The following is a 15988-nucleotide window of genomic DNA, read 5'->3' on the forward strand; positions in this document are numbered from 1 at the left end:
TACGCCCCGAGGGATTTTCACCCTAGATATGTGGCATGCCCGCCACACATAAAAATGAGGACAGTTTTTACACTGTCCTCACACCATGCAATCTGAAAGGGATGGTTCATTGCCGCAGGCAGGGCCTCCAGGATTTCGGAAAGCCCCCCGGAAAGAGAGGGCGCAATGAGCAGGGCAAGCCAGACTGCCGGGATCAGCCCCAGGGCATAGAGCCAGGGGCCTCCCGTTTTGTTATCGGGCTTCATCACGCCGCTTCGCTTTCCTGTCTTTTTGGGATGGGGCGTCAATGGTTTTGAGAAGCACGTCCTCCACCGGGCCGGGGTCGCGCTGTTCCTCCAGCAGATCGTTTCGCAGTTCGTTGAGGGCGCGGATCATAATGCCATGCTCGTATCTGTCCAGCGTGAGGACAACCTTTTCCTGTCGTTCCATTCATTCAGCCTCCTTTACCGTTCCTGTTCTTTCTGCCTGCCCGCGCGTGAGAGGCCCATGGCCCTTGCCATGCGCCCGTTGATCTCCTTAAACGTGTCGCGCATATCGGTGAGGGCTGCCGGGATTTCCTCCTTGGGGTCTTGCCCCTGAAGCACGCCGTCCAGCCGGGAGATGTTGTAGCCTCCCGCTTCCACGCCGTACCTCTGGCAGAGCATATAGCTGACGGCATAGGCTTTGTAGCCTTCGGTTTCGCGGGAATACTCTGCGTTGCTGCGGGCAAGCTGGGCATTGGCAAGCTCCAGAGAGACGCAGCGGAAGATGTCCGGCGCGTCCATGCCCTTTTTCACCAGGATGGCGTTCTGTTCCGGGTCGAACATGGCCCCGCGCCCCTGGCCGGGCAGCTCCTCCACCGCGCGGATGGGCACGGGGGAATTGCTGATGAGGGCCTTTAAGAGCAGGCGGTCGTCGTAGCTCACCTGGGGCTGGGCCTCGTCCCGCGCCGTGGTCTGGGAAATGTCAAAGACCTCCTTGGCATAGAAGTTCTGGCCCACGCTGCCGTCCTCGCGGCGGTATGCCTTGCCCGGCTCTAAAATGATGATGGGCAGGCGCTTTTCCTCTTCCAGAATCTCAACGCCCTGGGAAGCCCACTCCTTGTAGCCGCCCACACGTTTAGCGTTGGGGCATTGCTCCCCGATGAGGATGGCGTTGCGGGCGGAGTGGAAGGGGAAGCGGCTCTGGGTGTCCAGATATGCCTTCATGTCGCCGTGCCCTTCGGAAAACGCGCCGAACACCCTGTCCAGGGTGGCGTAGGCTTCCTTGCGCTGCTTTTCCTCGCGGATCTGCCACCACTGTTTTTTCGGCTTCTCCTTTTGCGGCTCCGGCTTCTCGGTGGCCTCCGGCTGGGGCTGCTGTTCAAACAGATCGTCAAAGTTATTCATGGCCGATTACCTCTCTTTCGATTTTGGTTTCTTTTTGGGCTTGGGCGGCTGGTGCCGCGTGGTTTTCTGGGCCGCCCTCTTTTGGGGTGCAGCCGGTTCCTCCCTCTTTGCAGCCTCCGCCTCTTTCTTCCGCTGGGCCTGGATGTCACGAAGCTCCTGACGGACAGACGGCTTCTGCGGCTCATCAGAAGTACCCCTTGCGGACTTGCTGCTGTTCTCTGAGATAGGCGCGGACGGATGGGATTTTTCCTCCGCTGGGGTAAAAGGGACGCTTTTCTCCGCAGAGGGGTTTTCCGGCTGGCTTTTCTCTTTTTGGGCTGGTTTTTCCATCAGCTCGTCTAAGAGCCTGTCGTCCTCGCTCTTTTCCGGGGCGGCTTTTTCCGGGGCCTGCGGCTCGCCGCCGCGCTCCTCGCGGGATTTTTCGATGTCCTCCTTGATGGACGCCGTATCCACCACCGTGAGGTTGAACTTATCCACGATCCGGTTGGCCCTCGCCGCGTCGTCCTCGAACACCAGGATGTCGATGGTATCGTCCCCCTTCCTCACCGGGATGGGGGCATACAAAATGCCGTAGCCCTTGGCCTGCCTGGCAAACTCCGGGCAGTCCTCTTTTTTGAGGGTGTAAACCTTTAAGGGCCGCTTTTCCCGCAGCATGGCCTCAATGCGGGCCTTGCCTTTTGTTTTCTTCTGGTCTTTCAAAATGGTATAAAGGGCTGCGGCCAGATTTTTAGCGGCAACGCCGGTGATCTTAAGGGCAACCTCCGCGCCCTCAAGGCTCATGCGCACCACCTGCTCCGCCGCGTCGCCTGCGTGATTCATAACCGATCATCTCCTTTCCAGCCGTTTCCTCCGGCCTTGTTCCTCGCGGGTTTTCTCTGTTTTTCCAGCCTGCTGTTCCTCGCGGGCAGCCCGTATCTTTTCTTTGAGGGAGAGGGAGCGCGCCGCAATGTCCTCACACAGCTTCACCTCCCGGCGCAGGGCTTTGATCTGCGCAGAAAGGGCGGAAACCTCCGCCCGGATTTGTTCCTGCCGGGCAGGGTCGGCAAGCGCCTCCTTGGTGCGCAGCTTCCGGTACAGGTTTTTCCGCTGTTCGGTCAGGCTGACAAGCCGGGCTTCCACATCCGATTGGTAGGCGCTGAGTTGCTCCAGGGTGTCAACGCGCTGGCGGGAAAGCAGCCTTGCCTCGTCCGTCAATTCCTCTGCCCGGATCAAGTCATTCCGCAGCGCGTGGGGCACATGGCCCCGCTGCCGGTTCTGCTTTTGGGGGAATACCCCTAAAAGGTAGCAGTAGTGGAAGTAGAGGGCGCGAAAGCCCGTGACCTTCCTGGCCTGCTTCAAGTCCCCCAAAAGCCTGCACCGCCTCGGCTCCGGCGTTTCCACCCTCTGAGGGCGGCGCTGGGCCAGAATCCGTTTGCGGATGTTCTCCAGAGAGTAGTCCTCGCCTAAATTGCGCACCAATTTCCTGCCATGGGGCCGGTCGTAAGGGCGCACCGTGATGTCTTTCCCCACCTTGATGTCGTAGCCCATCTGCCGCAGGCGGTAAAAAAACTGCCTCTCCGTCATCGACTGGCGGATGGCAGCGTCTACATCGGCTTTGATGAGGGAGAGATAAGTGGGGCGGCCCTCCTGCTCGGCCCGCCATTCCCCGTAGTGTTTGGATTTTCCACGCTTTGGATTTTCAATGACAGAAAGCCCATACTCCCGGCACAGCCGGTCAGATTCCCTCTGCATGTCGAAGTAATCCTTTTCCGTGCGGTGGTATTTGATCCCGTCGAGAAACGAAACCGTGTTCACCACAAAATGGTTGTGCAGGTGGTGGGCCTTGTCTAAATGGGTGGCAACCAGCACCTGGTATTTCTCGCCCCACAATGCCTTTGCCAGCTTCAGCCCGATCTCGTGGGCCATTTCCGGGGTGGCCTCGCCGGGGGCAAAGCTCTGGTAGCCGTGGTAGGCTACGGTGCCTTCCTCCTTGCCGAACCGCTTTTTGACGGCGATCATCTCATCGCGGGCGGTGGTGGGGCTGCAATTCACCCCGGACACAAACCGCTGCATGACGGGCACATCCTCATCGTCCACCGCAATCTTTCCCGTTTTCTTCTGCTGGACGGCGTACTCAATCACATCGGAGAGGCCCTGGGCCTCCTTGCCGTCCATGCCCTGTTTCTCGTAGGCGGCAGGGTTTTCGGTCTTATCCGGGTTTTCGATATAGATGAGAACCTTGCCCAGCCAGCCGTTCACCCGCCAGATAGACGTGGTAGCCATTGCTTTACTCCATAGGCTTTGGCAAAATCACCGCCCTGGTGATGTCCCGGATGAGCTGGTCAAACTTCCGTGTTTCTTCCTCGTAGCGGCGCTCGTCTATGACGCCCAGCACATGGGCTTTCTGGGCGATCTGGTTTAAGTTGTTTCCAATGCCGTGCAACTCCCGTATAAAGTCAAAGTATGCCGGGGGCGGCGCGTCCTGGGGAACCAGGCCGTTTATCAGGTGGCGCAGGTACACCTCGCGGGAAAGCCCGCTGCGCTTCACCTTTTTGTTGAAGGCTTCCGCCTCTTTTTTGTCCAGCCAAAACTGGACGTGTACGTTGCGTTTTCTCATTCCTCCGAATCCTCCTTCCTGCCTAAGCGGTTGATTTGAAGCAGGCACATAATCAGCACGCCGAACACGCCGCCCAGCAGAAACCCAATGGCAAAAAACAATCCTTCCATAGAAAACCTCCGTTCTGATAAAGGGGTATTAGGGGGCGTTCCCCCTAACAAGCTGCCTTTGTGGTATCACAAAGGCGATGCTTGCTGGTACATATACATTCCATTCCCCGCAGGGGAATACCGAACGCCCGAAAAAACAATTCATCGTTCGCCCCGGTCGCGGCTGCGGCCTCTGGGGTAGAACTCCACATCCCTGAAGCTGTCTGCGTCCAGGATATATTCGCCGTTTTTCCATCGCTCTTCCACCATCCGGCGGTCCTCCTCGCGGCTCGCTGCCTCCACCGTGACCGTCATTTCCATCGTCTCTCGAATTGCAATGTCATACTCGTTCATTGGCCTGCACTCCTTTCTGATTCTAAACTTGGGCAACAAAAAAGAGCGCCCTTTTTCAGAACGCTCTCCAATCGGATGTTTTAATTTCATCTTGCCTTTTCCTGTTTTTGACGGCGGCGGGTGGGGATGGCAAGGAGCTTCCGCACTCGGCCCTCCAGGTGCTTCTCAATGGCCTGCAAGTGTTCCTCCGGCAGATTGAGGCTTTCATGCCGTTTGAACCGGAAGCCGATCATCCGCCGAAGCTGCTCTTTCTGTCTGGCCCCCATGACCTCCGCGCACACCTCCTCATAGGAGATGTTGTAGGGGTTGGAACGGGTTTTCGCATACTCGTCCAGATGGGCATAGTCCTCTTTTCCCGCATAGCAGAACAAGGAAAGCCCGTTGTCAAAGACAGGGGCCGGGGCGATAATCTTCCCACTGTGGTTGTCACGCAGAACGCCGAAGTTGCCAAAGTGCCGATCCTCGTTGTAGATCAGCGCGTCGAACACCAGCATACTGCAAAGCTGCTCGGAAAACTCCGTCCCCAGCTTCTCGTACCAGGCAAGGCAGGCAGCTATTCCTCCGGTGCGCACAATCCGCCCAATGGGGATATATGCCGTGTCGATGTTCGTAAACAGCTCACACTTCGAGGCCGTAATGCCTTTCCAGTTCTCCAGATCGTAGTGGACGGCGTTTAACCCCATGGTTTCCGCAACCTGCGACGCATAGTATTCGCAGTAGGGTTCCCGGCCTGCGTTGGACGCGCCGGTGGTGCCGCCTTTATAAAGATAAATCCCGTCCTGCTCCACATAGCGCCACGCTTTGGGCAGCATACCGCCTGTGGTAAGCTCCGGGGAAGTGGTAAATGCCTGACGGCTTCCGCCCGCGCCGGTGTAGGCCACCAGGGCCAGAATCTCGGAAAAGCGGTTTTCATAAAGGTTGTATTGGGAAAACTTCCCCTCAAACCCCTCCGGCACCACCCAATAGCTGTCGTTCAAAGACAGCCCCTTGCAAACGTCAATGATCCCCTTGGTATCGTTATGGCTGAGGCCCAGGGTTTTCAGAATCTCATCCACAAAGGCGCGGTTTTTGGGAATCACCCGCCGCTCCAGCCAGTGAATAACGCCCTCGCCGGTGCGCTCCATATCCAGGGGCAGTAAGTGGGTCTGTTCCTCATTGGTATAAAGGATTTCGGCCACCAGGCCGGACAATCCCTGCTTCTCCATTGAAAAGCGCATAAGCTCCGTGTCGTAGATACGCAGACTGTAAATGTTGCTCATAGGTTCCTCCTTGTCGTCCAAAAGAAGGGAAACGTCTTTCCCCAGCGCGGACGCAATCTTCAAAATCATATCCAGCGTGGGATTCTGCACACCGCTTTCCAGGCGGCAGATATTGGAGCGCTGGGTTCCCACACGCCTTGCAAGCTCCGCCTGAGAAACGCCCTGTTCCAGCCGGGCCTCTACAAGCTGGGCAATAATTTTTTGCCGTCCATGCAGTTCATCCATGTTCTCACCTCGTCTATAATGTTATCATAAAAGATAACATTATGCAAGGCGAATGACAATATCACCTTTCGCTCATCGTTCTTGCTCCTTTCCTTTCGCGCCCCGGATAGGAATACCCAGCCTTCGGCACAGGTAGTCGTTCACATCCTTTCCCCTGGGCGGCGGGCAGTTTTTGACCTCGTATTCTTTGGAGATCACTGTCTGGATGGCTTCGGCGGCCATCCTGCCGGGGCCGTCGTTGTCCAGATGGAGATAGACGGTTTTCACATGAGGATAATCCTCTAAAAAACGGGTGAGGGCCACAGGCAGCTTGCTCTCCGCAATCTTTTTCTTCGGCTGATATACCCCGGCCAAAGACAGCAGGTTGTGCTGTTTCCAGTCGATTCCGTCCAGCCTGCAAAGGCTGGCATAGGACATGACATCAATGGCACACTCACACAGATGGACAGCCGGATTTTTCCCGCAGGCGGGCAGGGCAAAGGAATAGTGCTTGTCGCTGCCGCTTAAATCCCCGTGGAACCGGCCCTCGCTGATCCCTCGCAGGCAGCCAAACCGCGCTTTTCCGGTTTTGTCAAAGCCGACGAACACCACATTTCCATGGCCCTTATTCCGGCTCTCATAAATGCGCCCGGTCTGGACGCAGAAGTCCAGCACCTCCATGGAAATCCCACGGCCTTTGAGGTAGTCCAGCATAGCCTGGTTGTTTGGGGCGGGCGGCGGCAAAAGCAGGTGCTTCGGTTTTTCTTCCCTTGGAACGGACGTAAAGGACGGCGGCGGGGCGGCAGCCCTGCCGGCAACGGCCTCCATTGCCTCCATGAAAGAACAGCCCTTGACTTTGATGAGGTAGTCCAGCGCGCTGTAACCGCCGATCCCACGGGAAAACCAGCACCATTTGCCATTGGAAATACGCAGGCTGTCGTGTTCCCTGGTGCAGTAGACATTGCCGGAAACATGGACAAGCTCCTGCGGCTCACAGGCTTGTAGATAGGTGAACAAGTCCACCTCCCGCGCTTTTTCGATCTCCTCCTGGTTGTAAAAAGGCATAAAAAAATACAGCCCCCTTCCCATAGCCACAAATTAGCTGCCCGCATGGGGCAACCGGCTATGTAAAGGGGGCTGTATTCTTCGGATATGTAAAAGGCCGACTGGACTATTCCAATCGGCCCCGTGAAAGCGTACAATTATTTATTTCATCGCCATGATACAAAGCCGATGCTTTGTTTCGTCATGGTCAACGATAATCTTTGAAAAGCCAGCGTCTTTCAAAAAATTAGAAAGCTGTGCTTTATCAAAAATCTGCAAGCCCTCTATGACATCCAGCCACTTTTCATCACTTCTATTTGTACCGTCAGATTCATTTACAATCAAAAACAAGCCATTCGGTTTTAATACTCGACAGACTTCCCGGAAACTTTCTGTAGGCCCCGGCCAAAAATAGACGGTTTCAAAGGCTGTGGCCAGATCAAAACTATTTTCTGAAAAAGGCAGTGTAGCGACATCTCCCTGCAATACCTGGCACCTCTTATGTTGGATTTCCCGCCGATTGACCTGTTTTGTTTTTTCTACGGACACCTCAGAATAATCCAACGCGGTCAACGTCGCCTTTGGAAAATTATTAAGAAGCTGGGCCGCATTGCGTCCGCCACCGCAGCCTAATTCTATGATCGTCTGGGGCTGGATAGAAGATAAATGCCTTATGCCCCAGTCGGACACCCCCGCATGAGCTTTATTCATTCCGCTTACCATCATCTTTCCTAATATCCCGTCCGGCTTCCGGGTATTACTAAAATATTTTTTTATCAGTCCCATTTTCCTTACCTCTGAAATGAATTAGTTGTAGCTAACCGCTTTTATTATACAGCACTTTTTTGAAAAAGTCCATCTTGGTATGTAAAAGGCCGACTGGATTGCTCCAATCGGCACAGGGGAATCAACGCTCCAATCCCACAACCTTCCGTTCCGGGACTTCTTCGCCCTCATCGGGAACGCTGTCAATGAGCGTCTTGTCTTTCTCATCCACTTTCAGCAGGACGTTCAGTTCATTCAATCGGGCGGTTTTTTCCGCCAGCTCCTCCTCGCGGGCAAAGGGCGCGCCCAATTCAGCGCGGGCATTTTCAAGCTGCCCTTTTGTTTCCTCCAGGCTGCTTTGCTCTGCCTGCAAGCTCCCCGCAAGGTTTTCAAGGGCATTGTCCAGACGGGCGATATTGCCGAACACATCCGCGCCCAGCGTCACCGTATGGGAGAGGGTGCCTTTCAGGGTAATGCGGTACTCGTTGCTGATACCATCATAGGCCAGCACCATGGAAAAGCCCCTGTATTCTCCCAGCAAAACCGCGTCGGAGCCAGTCATTTTGCTGCAAACGTCGATGATAGCTTTGCCAGCGTCCTCTTTTTCGGCATACTGTTTGCCCTCGATCACCATGCCGCAGAAGCCCTCTTGACCTTTCGGATGGGCGGCTGCCAGCGCCACATCCTTCTCATAGCCCGCAATCCGTTCTGTAATCCGAGCGATGTCTGCCGGGTATTCGCGCAGCACCAGCTCCTCCAGGGAATACCGCTGATTGAGATAGCTGGCCTTGAGCATATTGAGCTTTGCCACCTCCATATCCAAATTGCATTTTTCAATGATGAGAGGGTTGCCGGTGGCCAGCGCCTTGATCTCGGAATAGCTGAGGGCCGTTTCGTCCACATCCTCTGCCACTCGGACAGGGGCCTTGCTGGTCATGATCTGAGCAATGAATTTCTGCTTGTTTTCCACAAGCTGGTAAAGGTAAGCGTCAAACGTACCCTCGGTTACATAGCGGAAGATTTCCACCTCCTCGTTTTCATTCCCCTGACGGACAATACGGCCCAGCCGCTGCTGAAGGTCGGAAGGCCGCCAGGGGCAATCCAGATCGTGCAGGGCGATCAGCCTGTCCTGTACGTTAGTGCCAGCGCCCATCTTCTGAGTGCTTCCCATCAGCACTCGTATCTGCCCGGCACGGACTTTCGCAAACAGCGCCTTCTTTTTTACCTCACTGTCGGCGTCATGGATGAACGCGATCTCATCCTCCGGGATACCCTGCTCCATGAGCTTCTTTTTCAGATCGTCATATACGTTGAAAGAGCCGTCTTTGGTGGGCGTGGACAGATCGCAGAATACAAGCTGGGTCGAACGCTGTTCTTTGGTCTGTTCCCAGATTTTGTAGACGTTCCGGGCGCAGACAGCCACCTTGCCGTTTGGGTCGTCGGCAGCCAGCGGGTTGATAAGACGCATATCCAGGGCCAGCTTGCGCCCGTCATTGGTAATGCGCAGCATATTGTCCACATGGGGGTCAACGCCTCCATCCCGGATTTTTTCCGCCCGTTCCGCCAGCCCTTTCACCATCTCCTGCTGAAGCTCGGACGGCTTGATAACCTCTGTGTGAAAGTTGGCCTTTGGCACGGGAAGATGGAGCATATCTGCCGTCTGGATGTCGGCCACCTGTTTGAAAGCGGCCATCAGCTCCGGCAGATTGAAAAACTTGGCAAACCGGGTCTTGGCCCGATAACCGGTGCCTTCCGGGGACAGCTCGATGGCGGTGATGGTTTCTCCAAAGTCGCTGGCCCAATCGTCAAAATGGATGAGGCCCATTTCCTGCAACAGCCCGTACTGCAAATACCGCTGGATGGTGTAAAGCTCCACCATACTGTTCGAGATGGGGGTGCCTGTGGCAAAAATTGTGCCGCGCCCTCCGGTGAGTTCATCCAGATAGCGACATTTCATAAAGAGGTCGGAACTTTTCTGCGCTTCGGTCTGGGCGATCCCGCCTACGTTGCGCATTTTCGTCATTAAAAAGAGGTTCTTAAAATAATGGCTCTCATCCACAAACAGGCGGTCAACGCCGAGCTGCTCAAACGTCACCACATCGTCCTTGCGGCTCTGGTCGTTCAGTTTTTCCAGCTTTGCCTCTAAGGATTTCCGGGTGCGCTCCATCTGCTTGACGGTGTAGCGTTCCGCCTTCTGTGCTTTGGCCTGTTCAATGCCAAACAGGATTTCATCAATCTGCTGCTGTAAAATGGCCTGCTGGCGCTCGGCGCTCATGGGGATTTTCTCAAACTGGCTGTGGCCGATGATAACCGCGTCATAGTCGCCGGTGGCAATACGGCTGCAAAACTTCTTGCGGTTTTGTGTTTCAAAGTCTTTTTTCGTAGCAACCAGAATATTGGCGCTGGGATAGAGCTGGAGCCATTCCGCCGCCCATTGTTCCGTGAGATGGTTTGGCACCACCACAAGCGACTTGGTGCAAAGCCCCAGCCGTTTCATCTCCATGGCGGCGGCCACCATTTCAAAGGTTTTGCCCGCGCCTACCTCGTGAGCCAGCAGGGTATTCCCGCCGTACATAACATGGGCGATGGCATTGATCTGGTGGGGCCGCAGCGTAATTGCCGGGTTCATGCCCTCGAAACGGATATGCTGGCCGTCGTATTCACGGGGACGGCTGGAATTGAAGGTTTCGTTGTAGATGGCGCACAGCCGTTCCCTGCGGTCGATGTCTTTCCAAACCCACTCGGAAAACCTCTGCTTGATAAGCTCCTGCCTGTCCTGGGCGATAGCGGTTTCTTTTTTGTTGAGAACCGGCTTTTTATTGCCATGTTCGTCCTCGATATAATCAAAAACCCGCACATCCTTCTGGTTCAGGGTTTGCTCCAGGATGTGGTAGGCGCTCATGCGCTTGGTGCCGTAGGTGGTGTTAGCCTTGACATTGGCCCGGTCAAAGTTTTTCTCGGTGATATTCCACTGGCCGGTGGACTCGGAGCGCAGGATTTTGATACGATTCTGGGCCTGCCCATAGGGAGTGAGCAGCTCCACCATAAACTGCTGATATACGTCGATAGGAACCCAATTCGCGCCAATACGCACACCGATCTCCCCAGCGCCCAGGTCGTGAGGCTGGACAGCCTCCAAAGCCTCCACCTGTTTACGGGCGGCTGCCTTTTGGCTGTCCGGGGCCGCCTCCAGAAAGGCTTTTGCCATCCGCAGCTTGCGGCGTACATTCCCCGAAAGGTATTCGTCCGCCGTCACGGGGGAAAAGGCTTGCAGGCTGAGGGAAGCTCCCCGCAGCCTGTCCGGGTTTTCCGGGCCTTCGATGTTGCGGAAAATCACGCCGGAAAGCTCGGCCTCCAGTTCCTCCGGGGATTTGCCGGAAAGCTGGGCCATATACTCCATGTCTACACGGGCTTTCTCTGCAATCGAAACAGCCAGGGCCTCGCTGGCGGTGTCCACGCTGGTCACAGCCACATGGGGCCGGATGGTGCGTTTGGTGAACATATCCGTTTTTCTTTTTAGGCTGCCATCTTCGTCCAGCACCTCCAGAGAACACAAAAGGCAATAGCTGGAGTCCTCCGAAAAGGCCAGTTTATTGCCCCGGCTGCTGATAAGGCCGTATTTTTTTGTGAAGCTGTCATACAGGGTATTGAGCTTTGCCTGCTCCTCTTTGACGTCTGCGTCCGGATAGCCTTCGGTCTGGTAGTCGATGAGCCGGCGCACACATTCCCGCAGCTCGATCATGCCCCGGATTCGGTTTTCCGCCGTCACGGATACCTCCAAAGGGTGCATACGGCTGTTTTCCCGATAGTACACCTGTCCATCCACAACGGTATAACTAAAGTTCCTGACATTCGGGTCGGCGGGGATGGAGCGGTCTTCCTCCTCGTCCAGTTCCTCCAGCTCGTAGGGCTTGATCTCCGCCTGCAAAAACTGGACGGCTTCGGCAAGCAGCTCTGACAGGTCGGCCCCCTCGCGGGCTTTGCAGGCGCTGTCCGGGCCAAACCGCGTGGATTCCATCACCATGTCGCCTAAAACCATCTCCGGGTGCTGCACAAAATAGCTGTTCATGCGGATGCCGTTTTCATCCGTATCCAAATGCAGCCAATCCGGCTCCAAATCCGTGATATGGTCGCGCTTTTGCAGAAAGAGGATGTCGCTGGTGACTTTTGTTCCGGCATTTTGCTTGAAGGTGTTGTCCGGCAGGCGGATAGCGCCAATCAAATCGGCGCGCTGGGCCAGATATTTGCGGACGGCAGAGTTTTCCTTGTCCATGGTTCCCTTGCTGGTAACAAAAGCAATAACCCCTCCGGGCCGCACCTTGTCCAGCGCCTTCCCAAAGAAATAGTCGTGGATGAGCCAGTGGTGCTTGTCGTACCGCTTATCTATCACCTTGAAATCCCCAAAGGGGACGTTGCCCACCGCTACATCAAAGAAGCTGTCGGGCATTTGCACCTTTTCAAAGCCGTTCACGGAAATGCTGGCATTCTGGTAAAGCTGCTGGGCGATTCTGCCGCTGATACTGTCCAGCTCCACACCGTAGGTTTTGCTGCCTGCCATATCTGCCGGGAGAAGCCCCAAAAAGTTGCCGGTGCCGCAGGATGGCTCTAAGATATTGCCCTGCTGGAAGCCCATCTGGGAGAGAGCCTTGTAGATTCCCCGGATGACAACGGGCGGGGTATAAAAGGCGGTGAGGGAGCTGGCCCTTGCCGCCGCGTACTCGTCCTCGTCCAAAAGGCTTTTCAGTTCCTGGTAATGGGGGCTGGTTTCTTCAAAGCAGTCCGCAAGGCCACCCCAGCCCACATAGCGGGATAGCGCCTCCTGTTCTTCCGGGGTAGCCAGCCGTTCCTCGGCCTCGATCTGCTTCAAGGTACGGATGGCGGCTGCGTTAGCTGCATATTTTTCGCTGGGTGTGCCATGCCCCAGGGCGTCATCAGTGATATGAAAATCATGGCGCTGTTCCCTGGGGATTTCCGGGTGTAGAGGGGCAAAGGTCACGCGCTCACGGCGGGGGCGCTTGGGCAACTGCGGGAGCATTCTTTCTTTTAGAGGTTGTAATTCTGCCTGTTCCTCTGGGGAGAGAGCCTGTGCAGCTTGCTCGATTGCATATTGATTGGGGAAGTTCCTGAAAACGCACAGCCATCTGTTTTCATGAATGTCATAGACGGCAGCGCCCTCGTAGGCAAAGTCGCTTTCCCCCTCCATAACGCCGTCCACATACTTCTGTGCAGCCTGTTCCGCTTCTGCAAGCGTTTGATACCTCTGCTTGTCTACAAACCCTTTCTCCTCGTTAGGATACACGACTACTTGATAAGGCGGGGCCATCAGGCGGTCATAGCGCCCTATATCCTCCGGGGCAAGCCATTCCGGTTTTTCAGGGAGAGCAGCATATAATTCCCGCATTTTATCAAGATGCGTTCTTACATATCCAGACCAAAGGTGCTTTTCCGCCCGTTTGCCAGCCCCCAGAAAGTAATCGCAGTCGGCTTTTAGGCGGCTCAACAGCCGGTAATTCTCCTGAGAAGCCGGATCACCGTTAAAAATGTGGATGGATTCCAGTTCTTCCTCTGAAGCAGAGATAAGGTTATCAAAGACCAGTTCCTCCAGCTCGTTTTGGATGAGTTCCTCCAGGCTCTTGTACTGCCTGCGCTCCAGGAATTCGCCGTTCAGATACCTCTCTATGCGGAAGTTGACCAGATCAGCGTTGACCTGGATGGGGATTTTCTCATCTGTAATAGTGGTGTAGGCAAGACCCACATTCCCCAGGTCGCTGAAATCAGCAGGCTCGTTGTATTCATCCTCACAAAACTCGTTAATCAGATCCTTTGCCTTTTCCAGAAGTTCTGTATCCGGTTCCTCTGTCAAAAACTCACGCTCAATAAAGCCTGCAATTTCCCGGTTGCTTCCTTCGCCTCCGTGGGCTTGGTATTCGGCAATGCCGTCTGCGATCAATTCTTCGGAAGCCACAAACCCAGCTTCTTCCAGATACCCCGCAATTTCTTCCCGCTGGGCCTGTTCCGGGGTGAGTGCCGGGGGCAGCTCCTCCATTTCTTCTATACAAAGGGTGATGTCTGCCGCGATTTCTTCCTCCGGGTCGGCATGGTCGAGGAAAGATTGCAGAAGCCTTCGGATTTCCTCACGCCGGGCCGGGTCATGGAGCTGTTCTGCAATGGTTTCTACTGCCTGCGCGTCGGTATCCCCATAGCCCATCCGGGAGCCGTCAAACTCGCCAATAAAATACAGCACTTGGGCCGCCAGCTTGGAATAGGGGTCTGCGGCTTCTTCTTTTTGGGGTGGTTCCTGCACTTTGGGCGGCGTGTGAAACACGGGCGCGTCCTGAGTGGCGGAAACCGTCATTTCTGAGGTGTCGGCAATATGCTGAATCTGATCCCGCACCGTCTGGGGCATTTCCTCATCATAAAATTGCACGGTGCGGTCGGGGGCAATATGGGCCACCGTTTTGTAATCCCCGTGTTCTTCCTCCAGCCTGTTCCAGACAGTGAGGCCGTTCCCCAGATGTCCATAGCCCAGGTCATAGGCTTTTTCCGGGGGCATGGCGGGGGCCGCAGGCTCCTTGTGTTCCGCAAAGAGGGTAAAAGTACCCTGCCGGAACGCAGAAAGGTTTTCAAAGGCTGTTTGCCGCCACTTATACATCCGGTCGTCCTGCGGGGTGGCTTCCCACACCGGCACCATCATCTGGTAGATTTCCTCCACGCGGGCCGGGTCGTCAAGCTGCGGCTCGATGAGCTTCACCGCGTCCCAATAGTCAAAGCCAAACGGATAGGGGTGCGGCTGCTCCTGGGGTACGTTCTCAAAGAAAGTGTGGATGTTCCGGGCAAGCTGGTGTTTTTCATACTGCGGCATAGCGGCCCGGTCATCCTCGGATAAAAACCGCCCCTGGGCGATCATGGCGCTGACGCGCTTTTCCACCGCGTTCCATTTCAGCTCCACCTTGGCGTAAGGCTCTGTGATACTGCCATGGCTGAAATGGACGCCCTTGCCGGGCTGATAGGTCACGTTGTCATTTCCGCCATGATACCCGCTGTATTCCCCATGGTAATTCTTTAAGAAATCCTCGCGCTCCCTGCGGTCTGTGTGGTTGCGGTAAAAGGAATACACTGCCAGCCGGTAGTCGGTGCTGCGTTTTCCTCCGCGCAAAAGTCTGTCAATCTCATCCATGGAGATATACAAACGCCGCTGAGGGTCATAACTTTCAGCGGCGGTAAAGTGCAGAGGTTCCCGCTGTAAATCTGTAAGCTGTGCTTGCAGCACAAGAGGCCGATAAAAACGGAAACGCAGAATGTCCGGGTTATCCTGATAGGCTGCGGCAAACGCTTCATATTCGGAGAGGATGGCCTGTAAGCTATCTTCCCGGCCTAACAGCCCTGCGATTTCCTCCACTGCCTCCGGGAATCCACCTGGTTTATCATAGATGGCTCGCAATGAGGGGAAAAACCGCTTTTCTTCATCCTCAATGTCACGGAACATCAGCAGCAGCCGGTCGGCCAGGTCATGGATTTCATAGTGATCTACTTGGTCAAGCTCGCTCTGGGGCATATACCGCCCCAGCTCCAGCAGTTCCCGGATACGGGCTGCCGCCTGTTCCCAGGAGATAAGCGTGGCGCTGGAACCCTGGGCGCTCTCGCCCCCGGCTATGCGGATTCCTTCGGCATTGTACCAGACAGCATACTTGCGCCCATCCAGACAGAAGCCCGCGCCGTTTTCCCCATAGTGTTCTGCAAGGAAACGGGCGTTGTCTGGCTTATCCTTTTTGAAATAGGCGCAGATGGTGAGGCGGCTGTTCTCATGGTTGGAGCCGATACAAAGTGCCTCATCGATCACCTGCTGGGGCAGCGCATGAGAAAAGAGGGAAATCTGGTTTCCGCCTTCCGACTGCGGCTGGCTGAAAACTCCAAAATCAAAGAGGGACATCTGCTGGCCCTCCTGTGTGGGGAGCTTGCGGATGTCCGTCTGGATAAAGTATTCTTTTTTGTCGATGAGCTGGGCTGTCCATTCCGCCACCAAACCCCAGGAAAACACGGCTTCTTTGGTGCGAGATGGGTAAGAGCCTTCCCACATGAGCAGCCCGTCCTCCTGCGGCTTATACCCCAGGCGCTGCCCATCTGCAATGATTTCGGTGTACCTGTCCTGGTAAGCCGTTTTCAGATAATCGGCCCGTTCCTGCGTATCCTGGTGGACGGAGAAGAAAAGCTCGATCTGCTGTTTCTTATACTTGAGGTCATCGTCCTTATTGGCGATAACGGCCATGATCTGCTTTTCATCCAAAAAAGCGGGCAGCTCTGGGCTGTCCG

11 protein-coding genes are annotated in these 15988 nt (G+C 55.4%); all 11 read right to left on the reverse strand.

Translation table 11 applies throughout. The features are described from left to right. Positions 1-231 precede the first annotated feature (231 nt). Entirely contained in the window at positions 232-429 is a 198-nt protein-coding gene (locus tag LI241_RS11670; RefSeq protein ID WP_008817033.1) for a hypothetical protein, read from the reverse strand. A 14-nt stretch (positions 430-443) separates the two neighbouring features. Then, entirely contained in the window at positions 444-1367 is a 924-nt protein-coding gene (locus LI241_RS11675; protein ID WP_008817034.1) for a hypothetical protein, read from the reverse strand. A 6-nt stretch (positions 1368-1373) separates the two neighbouring features. Next, a complete protein-coding gene (locus LI241_RS11680; protein ID WP_008817035.1) occupies positions 1374-2186 on the reverse strand; it encodes a PcfB family protein in 813 nt (270 codons plus the stop codon). Positions 2187-2192: 6 nt separating this feature from the next. Next, positions 2193-3629 carry a relaxase/mobilization nuclease domain-containing protein gene (locus LI241_RS11685; RefSeq protein ID WP_008817036.1) on the reverse strand — a complete coding sequence of 479 codons (1437 nt, stop codon included), beginning with the start codon at positions 3627-3629 and terminating at the stop codon, positions 2193-2195. A 4-nt stretch (positions 3630-3633) separates the two neighbouring features. Beyond that, positions 3634-3963: a plasmid mobilization relaxosome protein MobC gene (gene mobC, locus LI241_RS11690; protein ID WP_008817037.1), complete on the reverse strand. Its 330-nt coding sequence runs from the start codon at positions 3961-3963 to the stop codon at positions 3634-3636. Beyond that, a complete protein-coding gene (locus LI241_RS11695; protein ID WP_008817038.1) occupies positions 3960-4073 on the reverse strand; it encodes a DUF3789 domain-containing protein in 114 nt (37 codons plus the stop codon). Before LI241_RS11695 ends, mobC begins: the two co-directional genes overlap by 4 nt. Positions 4074-4214: 141 nt before the next feature. After that, the gene (locus LI241_RS11700; RefSeq protein WP_227060371.1) at positions 4215-4496 is read right to left on the reverse strand and encodes a DpnD/PcfM family protein; all 282 of its coding nucleotides are present in this window, start codon (positions 4494-4496) and stop codon (positions 4215-4217) included. Further along, positions 4493-5890 (reverse strand): helix-turn-helix domain-containing protein, encoded by a 1398-nt coding sequence (locus LI241_RS11705; protein ID WP_008817040.1) that lies wholly within the window; start codon positions 5888-5890, stop codon positions 4493-4495. The genes LI241_RS11700 and LI241_RS11705 overlap by 4 nt, the downstream gene beginning before the upstream one ends. A gap of 72 nt (positions 5891-5962) precedes the next feature. Beyond that, on the reverse strand, positions 5963-6934 hold the full coding sequence (locus LI241_RS11710) for a DUF3991 and TOPRIM domain-containing protein (protein ID WP_008817041.1): 972 nt from the start codon (positions 6932-6934) through the stop codon (positions 5963-5965). Between the two features lie 141 nt (positions 6935-7075). Then, on the reverse strand, positions 7076-7699 hold the full coding sequence (locus LI241_RS11715) for a class I SAM-dependent methyltransferase (RefSeq protein ID WP_008817042.1): 624 nt from the start codon (positions 7697-7699) through the stop codon (positions 7076-7078). Between the two features lie 121 nt (positions 7700-7820). After that, on the reverse strand, positions 7821-15944 hold the full coding sequence (locus tag LI241_RS11720) for an LPD11 domain-containing protein (protein WP_227060379.1): 8124 nt from the start codon (positions 15942-15944) through the stop codon (positions 7821-7823). Positions 15945-15988: the final 44 nt, after the last annotated feature.

Origin of the sequence: Longicatena sp. 210702-DFI.1.196 (assembly GCF_020563125.1) — a bacterium.
Taxonomy (GTDB): Bacteria; Bacillota_I; Bacilli_A; order Erysipelotrichales; family Erysipelotrichaceae; genus Longicatena; species Longicatena caecimuris.

Coding starts and splice junctions, on each gene's coding strand:
- LI241_RS11695 (WP_008817038.1), bottom strand. CDS start 4,073: ATGGAAGGATTGTTTTTTGCCATTGGGTTTCTGCTGGGCGGCGTGTTC.
- LI241_RS11675 (WP_008817034.1), bottom strand. CDS start 1,367: ATGAATAACTTTGACGATCTGTTTGAACAGCAGCCCCAGCCGGAGGCC.
- LI241_RS11670 (WP_008817033.1), bottom strand. CDS start 429: ATGGAACGACAGGAAAAGGTTGTCCTCACGCTGGACAGATACGAGCAT.
- LI241_RS11705 (WP_008817040.1), bottom strand. CDS start 5,890: ATGGATGAACTGCATGGACGGCAAAAAATTATTGCCCAGCTTGTAGAG.
- LI241_RS11720 (WP_227060379.1), bottom strand. CDS start 15,944: ATGGCCGTTATCGCCAATAAGGACGATGACCTCAAGTATAAGAAACAG.
- LI241_RS11715 (WP_008817042.1), bottom strand. CDS start 7,699: ATGGGACTGATAAAAAAATATTTTAGTAATACCCGGAAGCCGGACGGG.
- LI241_RS11700 (WP_227060371.1), bottom strand. CDS start 4,496: ATGAAATTAAAACATCCGATTGGAGAGCGTTCTGAAAAAGGGCGCTCT.
- mobC (WP_008817037.1), bottom strand. CDS start 3,963: ATGAGAAAACGCAACGTACACGTCCAGTTTTGGCTGGACAAAAAAGAG.
- LI241_RS11680 (WP_008817035.1), bottom strand. CDS start 2,186: ATGAATCACGCAGGCGACGCGGCGGAGCAGGTGGTGCGCATGAGCCTT.
- LI241_RS11685 (WP_008817036.1), bottom strand. CDS start 3,629: ATGGCTACCACGTCTATCTGGCGGGTGAACGGCTGGCTGGGCAAGGTT.
- LI241_RS11710 (WP_008817041.1), bottom strand. CDS start 6,934: ATGCCTTTTTACAACCAGGAGGAGATCGAAAAAGCGCGGGAGGTGGAC.